At 72.8% G+C, this 7,548-nt stretch carries 8 protein-coding genes and 1 pseudogene; 3 read left to right on the top strand and 6 right to left on the bottom strand.

Annotated features, from left to right (window positions below):
- The 3 genes and pseudogenes from ACZ7OH_RS46705 to ACZ7OH_RS46695 all read left to right on the top strand — a co-directional run.
- Positions 1-615 (top strand): annotated as a pseudogene (locus ACZ7OH_RS46705) (Crp/Fnr family transcriptional regulator); the annotation flags it as partial.
- A 106-nt stretch (positions 616-721) separates the two neighbouring features.
- Entirely contained in the window at positions 722-1,612 is an 891-nt protein-coding gene (locus ACZ7OH_RS46700) for an NAD-dependent epimerase/dehydratase family protein (RefSeq protein ID WP_470286821.1), read from the top strand.
- On the top strand, positions 1,609-1,959 hold the full coding sequence (locus ACZ7OH_RS46695; protein ID WP_470286820.1) for a darcynin family protein: 351 nt from the start codon (positions 1,609-1,611) through the stop codon (positions 1,957-1,959). The genes ACZ7OH_RS46700 and ACZ7OH_RS46695 overlap by 4 nt, the downstream gene beginning before the upstream one ends.
- On the opposite strand, the gene ACZ7OH_RS46690 is transcribed toward ACZ7OH_RS46695, so the two are convergent.
- From ACZ7OH_RS46690 to ACZ7OH_RS46665, 6 genes are read right to left on the bottom strand one after another with little or no spacing between them, the layout of a single operon-like run.
- On the bottom strand, positions 1,956-2,957 hold the full coding sequence (locus ACZ7OH_RS46690; protein WP_470286819.1) for a proline racemase family protein: 1,002 nt from the start codon (positions 2,955-2,957) through the stop codon (positions 1,956-1,958). The two genes, ACZ7OH_RS46695 and ACZ7OH_RS46690, sit on opposite strands and share 4 nt — an antisense overlap.
- Positions 2,958-3,869: a dihydrodipicolinate synthase family protein gene (locus ACZ7OH_RS46685; protein WP_470286818.1), complete on the bottom strand. Its 912-nt coding sequence runs from the start codon at positions 3,867-3,869 to the stop codon at positions 2,958-2,960.
- On the bottom strand, positions 3,866-5,440 hold the full coding sequence (locus tag ACZ7OH_RS46680; RefSeq protein WP_470286817.1) for an FAD/NAD(P)-dependent oxidoreductase: 1,575 nt from the start codon (positions 5,438-5,440) through the stop codon (positions 3,866-3,868). Before ACZ7OH_RS46680 ends, ACZ7OH_RS46685 begins: the two co-directional genes overlap by 4 nt.
- A complete protein-coding gene (locus tag ACZ7OH_RS46675; RefSeq protein WP_470286816.1) occupies positions 5,437-5,691 on the bottom strand; it encodes a (2Fe-2S)-binding protein in 255 nt (84 codons plus the stop codon). The genes ACZ7OH_RS46680 and ACZ7OH_RS46675 overlap by 4 nt, the downstream gene beginning before the upstream one ends.
- Positions 5,688-6,833 carry an NAD(P)/FAD-dependent oxidoreductase gene (locus tag ACZ7OH_RS46670; protein WP_470286815.1) on the bottom strand — a complete coding sequence of 382 codons (1,146 nt, stop codon included), beginning with the start codon at positions 6,831-6,833 and terminating at the stop codon, positions 5,688-5,690. Before ACZ7OH_RS46670 ends, ACZ7OH_RS46675 begins: the two co-directional genes overlap by 4 nt.
- Positions 6,834-6,870: 37 nt before the next feature.
- Positions 6,871-7,506: a helix-turn-helix domain-containing protein gene (locus ACZ7OH_RS46665; protein ID WP_470286814.1), complete on the bottom strand. Its 636-nt coding sequence runs from the start codon at positions 7,504-7,506 to the stop codon at positions 6,871-6,873.
- Positions 7,507-7,548: the final 42 nt, after the last annotated feature.

Below are 7,548 nucleotides of genomic sequence, written 5' to 3'. Positions count from 1 at the left end.
CTGCGCGTCCACAACCGCGTCACCGACCTCTACAACAACCCGATGAACCAGCTCGAACAACAGCTGCGGCTCACCGTGGAAGCGCTGCGGGAACGGCAAGAACACGAACTGGTCAACAACACCGACTTCGGGCTCCTGCACAACGTCGACCTCAAACACCGCCTCACCACCCGCACCGGACCACCCACCCCGCTGGACCTCGACGACCTGCTCTGCCGGCGCCGCAAGACGAAGTTCTTCCTCGCCCACCCCCGCGCGATCGCCGCGTTCGGCCGCGAATGCACCCGCACCCGCGTCTACCCCGACACCACCCTCCTCGACGGCAAACGCGTGATGGCCTGGCGTGGCGTCCCGATCCTGCCGTGCGACAAGATTCCCGTCACCGACGCCGGGACGACGTCGATCCTGGCGATGCGGACGGGCGAGGACGACGCCGGCGTCATCGCCCTGCGCCCGAAGGAGCTCCCCGACCAGTACCAGCCCGGGCTGAACGTCCGGTTCATGGGCATCAACGACCGGGCCGTGACGTCCTACCTGGTCAGTGCCTACCACTCGGCCGCCGTGCTGGTGCCGGACGCGCTCGGCGTCCTGGATCACGTGGAAACGGGTTCCTGACTTGCGTCTGACGCAATCATCAATTGTCAAAGTTGCGTGGCACGAGTACCACCGCGGCTCCTAACTTCGGAAGCGTCAACGAGTTCCCCGAAGAAGGAGCAGCACCATGCACGTGTTCGTCACCGGAGCGACGGGGTGGATCGGCACCGCCGTCGTCGACGAACTGCTCGGCGCCGGGCACGAGGTCACCGGCCTCGCCCGCTCGGACGCCGCGGCCCTCGCGCTCGCCAAGAAGGGCGCCCGGGTCCGCCGCGGCGACCTCGACGACCTCGACGGCCTCCGCGACGGCGCGATCGACGCCCACGCCGTCGTCCACCTGGGCAACAAGCACGACTGGGCGAACCCGGCCGAGAACAACCGGACCGAGCGCGCCGCCATCGAGGCGATGGCCGGAGCGCTCGCGGGCACCGACCGGCCGTTCCTGCTCGCCGGCGCGCTCGCGGGCCTGGTCCAGGGCCGGCCCGCGCTCGAAACCGACGTCTCCCCCGCGGTCGGCCCGGACTCGATGCGCGGTGGCGGCGAAAACCTCGCGTTCGAGTACGTCGAGAAGGGCGTCCGGGTGGTCAGCGTCCGCTTCGCGCCGTCGGTGCACGGCGTCGGCGACCACGGGTTCCTGGCCTCCGTCGCGGCGGCGGCCCGCCGGCACGGCGTGTCCGCGTACGTCGGCGACGGCACCGCGGCCTGGTCGGCGGTCCACCGCCCGGCCGCGGCCCGGCTCGTCCGGCTCGGCCTCGAGGCCGCCCCGGCGGGCGCGCGCCTGCACGCGGTCGCCGAGGAAGCCGTCACGACGCGCGAGATCGCCGAAGCGATCGGGCGCACGCTCGACGTGCCGGTGGTCTCGGTCGCCCCGGAGGACGCGGCGGAGCACTTCGGGTTCGTCGGCCGGTTCTTCGCGACGGACATGTCCGCGTCGAGCGCCCGCACCCGCGAGCTGCTCGGCTGGACCCCGTCCGGGCCGACGCTGGTCGAGGACATCGAGGCGGGTGCGTACGCGTGAACGCGACGGTAACCGCCTTCATGCTGGTCAAGACCACGCCCGAGTGGCTGGCCATGACGGTCGAGCAGCGGATCGAGGCGTTCCGCACCGAGATCGTCCCCGCGGTCGAGGAGAAGTCCAAGGGCGTCCGGTCGCGCTTTTACGACACCGAGTTCTACTCGGCGCGCGTGACCGACGTCTGGGTGTGGGAGGCCGTCGACCACGAGGCCTATCAGCTCCTGGTCGACGCCCTGCGCGAAACCCCCTTCTGGGACCGCTGGTTCGAGGTCGCCGAGATCCTGGTCGGGGTCGAGAACGGGTACGCAAGGAACTACGGCGTCGACGCGGTCGCCAGCATCACCTCCTAGAGCACGAAACCCGTCGGGAAGGGGTCATCGGGATCGAGCAGGTAGGTGGCGGTCCCGGTGATCCACGCCCGGCCCGAGAACTCGGGGATCACGGCCGGGACGCCGCCCACCTCCGTCTCGCCCACCAGTTCGCCGGTGAACGTCGTGCCGATGAACGAGCTGTTCTCGAACGGCGTGTGCAGCGGCAGCTCGCCCCGCGCGTGCAGCTGGGCCATCCGGGCGGAGGTGCCCGTGCCGCACGGCGAGCGGTCGAACCAACCGGGGTGGATGGCCATCGCGTTCTGCGATCTACGCGCGTCCGAGCCGGGCGCGAGGAACTGGACGTGCTTGCAGCCGCCGATCAGCGGGTCGGCCGGGTGCTTCGGCGGCCGCTGCTCGTTGATCGAGGCCATGATCTCCAGGCCCGCGCTCAGCATGCGGTCCTTCTCGGACCGCTCGAACGGGATGTCCACTTGGGACAGTTCGAGGATGGCGTAGAAGTTGCCGCCGTAGGCCAGGTCGTAGCGGACCTCGCCGAGGCCGGGCACGTCCACGACCGCGTCGCGCTCGGCGAGGAACGACGCCACGTTCCGCAGCTTGACCCGTTCGGCGCGCCCGTCGTGGACCGTGACCTCCGCGTGCACGAGCCCGGCCGGGGTGTCCAGGCGCACCACGGTCGTCGGCTCGGTCACCTCGACCATGCCCGTCTCGACCAGCACCGTCGCGACGCCGATCGTGCCGTGGCCGCACATCGGCAGGCAGCCGGACACCTCGATGTAGACGACGCCCCAGTCGGCGTCGTCGCGGCAGGGCGGCTGCAGGATCGCGCCGCTCATCGCCGAGTGCCCGCGCGGCTCGTGCATCAGGAACTGCCGGAGGTGGTCGAGGTGCGCCATGAAGTACCGGCGGCGCTCGGCCATCGTGTCGCCGGGGATCGGGCCGACGCCGCCGGTCACCACCCGGGTCGGCATGCCCTCGGTGTGCGAGTCGACCGCCGTGATCGCGCGTGAAGACCGCACCTACGCCACCCCCAGCGCGGCCAGCGCCCGGCCCATGTCGGCGCGGACCTGCTCGCGGTGGACGTCGGAGAGCGGCCCGCGCGGTGGCCGGCACGGCCCGCCGTAGCGGCCCACCATGTCCATCCCGAGCTTGATGGCCTGGACGAACTCGGTGCGCGAGTCCCAGCGGAACGCGGCCACCAGGGGCTCGTAGAGGGCGCGGGCCTCGTCGAGCTTGCCCGCCGTGGCCAGCTCGAACAGGCGCGCCGACTCGGCCGGGAACACGTTGGGGAACCCGGCGAACCAGCCGGTCGCGCCCATCAGGAGGCTTTCCACGACGACGTCGTCGGCGCCGCTGATCACGGCGAGTTCCGGTGCCCGTTCGCGGATTTCCAGCACGCGCCGGACGTCGCCGGAGAACTCCTTGACGGCGACGACGTTGTCGATCTGCGCGATTTCGGCGAGGAGGTCGGGTGTGAGGTCGACCTTCGTGTCGAAGGGGTTGTTGTAGACCATCACCGGCAGCCCGACCGACGCGACGGCTTCGAAGTGGGCGAGCACCTCGCCGCGGTTGGCGCGGTAGAGCGTCGGCGGGAGGCAGAGGACGCCGTGCGCGCCGTCTTCTGCCGCTGCCTCGGCCCAGTACTTGGCCTGGTGCGCGCCGGGTCCGTGGACGCCGACGACGACGATCCCGTCGCTGCCGACGGCCTCGATCGCGGTGCGGGCGACCCGGCGGCGTTCGTCGTCGGTGAGCGAGGAGTATTCGCCGAGGGAGCCGTTCGGGCCGACGCCGCGGCAGCCGTTCCCGACGAGCCAGCGGCAGTGTTCGGCGTAGGCGTCGTAGTCGACGGCCAGCCCGGCGGGGGCGGCGTCGTCGGTCTTGTACGGCAGCGCGGCGGCGACGACCACACCGCCGAGATCGCGAGTGCTCATGACTCTCCTTCGGGTGCGGCGAGCTCGCCCAGGCGGATCGGCTGGGCGATCGGTCGGTGGTGGCGTTCGGCGCCGCCGCAGAGCTCGGCGACGGTGGGGCCGCACATCCGGCCCTGGCACGGCCCGAGGCCGGCGCGGGTGCCGAGCTTGAGCGCGTGCGGACCCGGCATGACGGGGTCGGCGACGGCTTTCTTCAGCTGGCCGTAGGTGGTTTCTTCACAGCGGCAGACGATCGTGTCGTCGCGCAGCCAGCCGGACCAGGCGGCGCCGATCGGATGGGCGGTGTTCAGCCGGTGCGCGAACGCCCGGGCACGGTCACGTTTGCCGAGCAGGTCGCGGCTCGGGGTGCCCCCGGCGGCGGCGCACCCGGCGATCGCGCCTTCCGCGCGTGCGGCGTCCGCTCCGCCGATCCCGGTGATCTCTCCCGCAGCGAAAACGTTTGCGACGCTGGTGCGCTGGTCGTCGTCGATGCGGACGAAGCCGTCGTCGAGCACGCAGCCGGCGGCGACGGCCAGCTCGGGTTGCGGCACGAAGCCGTGCCCGACGCAGACGGCGTCGACGGCGTGGGTGCGTTCGGTGCCGGGGACGACCGACCAGTCCGCGCGGACGCGGGCGGTGACGACTTCGCGGACCCGGTCGTCCCCGCGGGCTTCGACCACGACGCGGCCGAAGCGGTACGGGACGCGGTGGCGGGCGAGCGTGGCGGCGTACCGGGCGAGTTCGGCGGCTTTGCCGGGGTGGACTTTCCCGGACCATCCTTTGAGGACGGTGGCGGCGGTGTTGGCTTCGAGGACGGCGACGACATCGGAGCCGACGGCCAGCAGCGACTCGGCGACGGGCAGCAGGAAGGGCCCGGCCCCGGCGACGAGAACGCGCTTGCCGACGGCGACCCGCTCCCCCTTGGCGAGGGCCTGGGCGGCGCCCGCGGTGTAGACGCCGGGCAGCTGCCAGCCGGGGAAAGGGAGGACGCGATCGTGCGCGCCGGTGGCGAGGACGAGGGCATCGGGTTCGAGGGTGAGCTTCTGCCGGGCGGAGCCGTCGGCCGGGCCGCGCAGGATGTGGATCCGGAGGGCGGGTGGAGGTCCGCCCGGGCTGGGGCTGCCGCCCCGGGCCGCCGCCGCGCCGGCCCCGACAGCCGCCCCGCCGGCACCAACAACCGCCGAGCCAGCACCGCCAGGCCCGGCAGCCGCCGCGCCGGCACCGCTGAAGCCGGAATCGCCCGTCCCAGGACTGCCGGGCCCGAGATCGCCAATCCCAGCACTGCCGTGCCCGAGATCGCCGGGCCCGGCGGCCGCGCCAGCGGCGGGGCCGAACTCGGCACCGCCGACCTCGCCGCCGCCCGCTGCTCCGGCGGCTGCGGCTTCGATGGCCCACACCGTGCTCTCCGGCCACCACTCGCAGCGGCTCAGCACTTCCCCGAAACCGTGCGGGTCCGCGTGGAACTTCCGGTGGTACTGCCCGCCCGGCGCGTCCGACTGGTCCACTACCGTCACCTCGGCCCCGGCCCTCAGGGCGTGCTCGGCGGCCGCCAGTCCGGCGGGCCCCGCGCCGATGATCACCACCCGCGTCATGCTTCCTCCTGGCGGGACTGGGTGCGGATCTCATCGCCGTCGGCGGCTCGGCGGCGGCAGGCGCGGACGTCGGGCACTCCGTTCACCGTCACCAGGCAGTCGAAGCACGCTCCGATCCCGCAGAACATCCCGCGCGGCGCGCCGGATCGCGTGGTGCGCCACGATGTTCGCCCGGTCGCCAGCAGGATCCCGGCCACCGTCTGTCCCGCGATGCCCGCCACCGGCTCGCCGTCGACGCTGATCTCGATCATGCCACCACCGCCGGACGGTCCACCGTGAACTCCTCCACCGGCATCGACAGCGGGGACCCGGTCAGCAGCTCGCGCAGCAGCCGAGCCGTGCCGACGCTCAGGCCGATGCCCGCGCCTTCGTGTCCCGTTGCGTGCCAAAGGTTTCCGAGCCGTGGGTCCTCGCCCAGGACCGGGAGGTGATCGTCCACATAGGGCCGGAAGCCGCCGTACGCGCGCATCACCGCGGCGTCCGCCAGCGACGGGAACAACCGCAGCGCCTTGACCGCGATCGCGCTCAGCACCGACGGCGCGATCGTGTCGTCGAACCCCACGCGGCGGCGCGACGAGCCGATCAGGACCGTGCCGCCCCGCGTCGACTCGACGACCGCCGACGTCTGCAGCTCGCCGTCGCCGGACCCGACCGCGCCCACGTAGTCGGCGTCGTACACCTTGTGCCGGACCACGCCGGGCATCGGCGTCGTCACCAGCACCTCGCCGCGGCGGGGCCGGACCGCGATCGGCGCACCCAGGCGCGCCGAAACCTCGCCCGCCCACGGGCCGGCCGCGTTCACGACGACGTCCGCCTCGAGGACCTCGCCGGGCACGCGGACCCCGGTGATCCGGTCACCGCGCACGACCGCGCCGGTGACCTCGGTGCCGGTGCGCAGGCGAGCGCCGTGCGCGAGGGCCGAACCGAGCAGGGCGAGGGTCGCGCCGGCCGGCTGGACCTGCGCGTCCTCCGGGTAGCGGACGGCGGCCGTCACCGCGCGGGTCAACCGAGGTTCGGCCGCGAAAAGGTCCACTGTGGACAGTTCTTCGACCAGCACCCCCGCCGAGACCTGCGAAGCCGCGAACGCCGTGAGCGCTTTCGCCCCGGCTTCGGTGGTGGCCACGACGATGCCGCCCTTCGGGTCGAACTCGCAGCCTTCGCCGAGTTCCGCCGCGATCTCCGGCCACAGCCGCGCCGAGAGCTGCGCGAGCCGGAGCTCCGCGCCCGGCCCCTTGTCCGAGACGAGCAGATTGCCTTCGCCGTGCGAAGTGGTGCCGCCCGCGGGCCGGCCGCGGTCGACGACCACGACGTCGAACCCGGCGAGGCTCAGCTCCCGGGCGCACGCCGCCCCGACGACACCGGCCCCGATCACCACCACCCGCGTTCGGTTCATCAACCCTCCGGTGTTCGGTAAAGCGAACGATCGGAGGTTAGGACTCGGGGGCCGGGGGTGTCAACGGGTGCGGCCGCCCGTCGAGCCGTTCGCCGTCGCGGTACTGCAGCAGCAGCACCGAACGCACGGGCGCCGCCAGCGCCGTGTAGCTGTGCGGCTCGCGGGCGTCGAAGGCGACGTAGTCCCCGGGTCCGAGGTCGACGGTCCGGCCGGCGACCTCCACGCGCAGCCCGCCGGTCTGCACGACGGTGTGCTCGACCCCGACGTGCCCCTGCGACCGCTGCGGCGCGTCCCCGCGGACGACCTGGTCGTAGACCTCGAAAACGCTGTTCCCCTCCTCGATCCGGCGCAGCGGCCGCAGGTCGACGCCCTCGCCGCGGAGCACCTCCACGTCGGCGGCGCGCACGACGGTCAGGCCGCCGCGGGGCCGGTGGTCGAGCAGGTCGGAGATGGCGACTTCGAGGGCGCGGGACAGGCTGAAGACGGTCTCGATGGTCGGGTTGCCGGTGCCCGCTTCCAGTTGCGAGAGGGTCGCCTTGCCGATGCCCGACCGCCGCGAGAGCTCGGACAGCGACAGGCCCCGGGCGGCCCGCGCGGCACGCAGGTTGACGGCGAGCATGTCCCGGATCGACGGCTCGGTCGCGGTCGTGCCGCCGTTCGGTAAAGCGTCCATCGAGCGTCGTCTCCGTTCGGTTTGCCGATCGCGGCCCATGAT

It is taken from the genome of Amycolatopsis sp. NPDC114478 (assembly GCF_055633805.1).
This window is presented reverse-complemented; position numbering and strand designations above follow the sequence as displayed.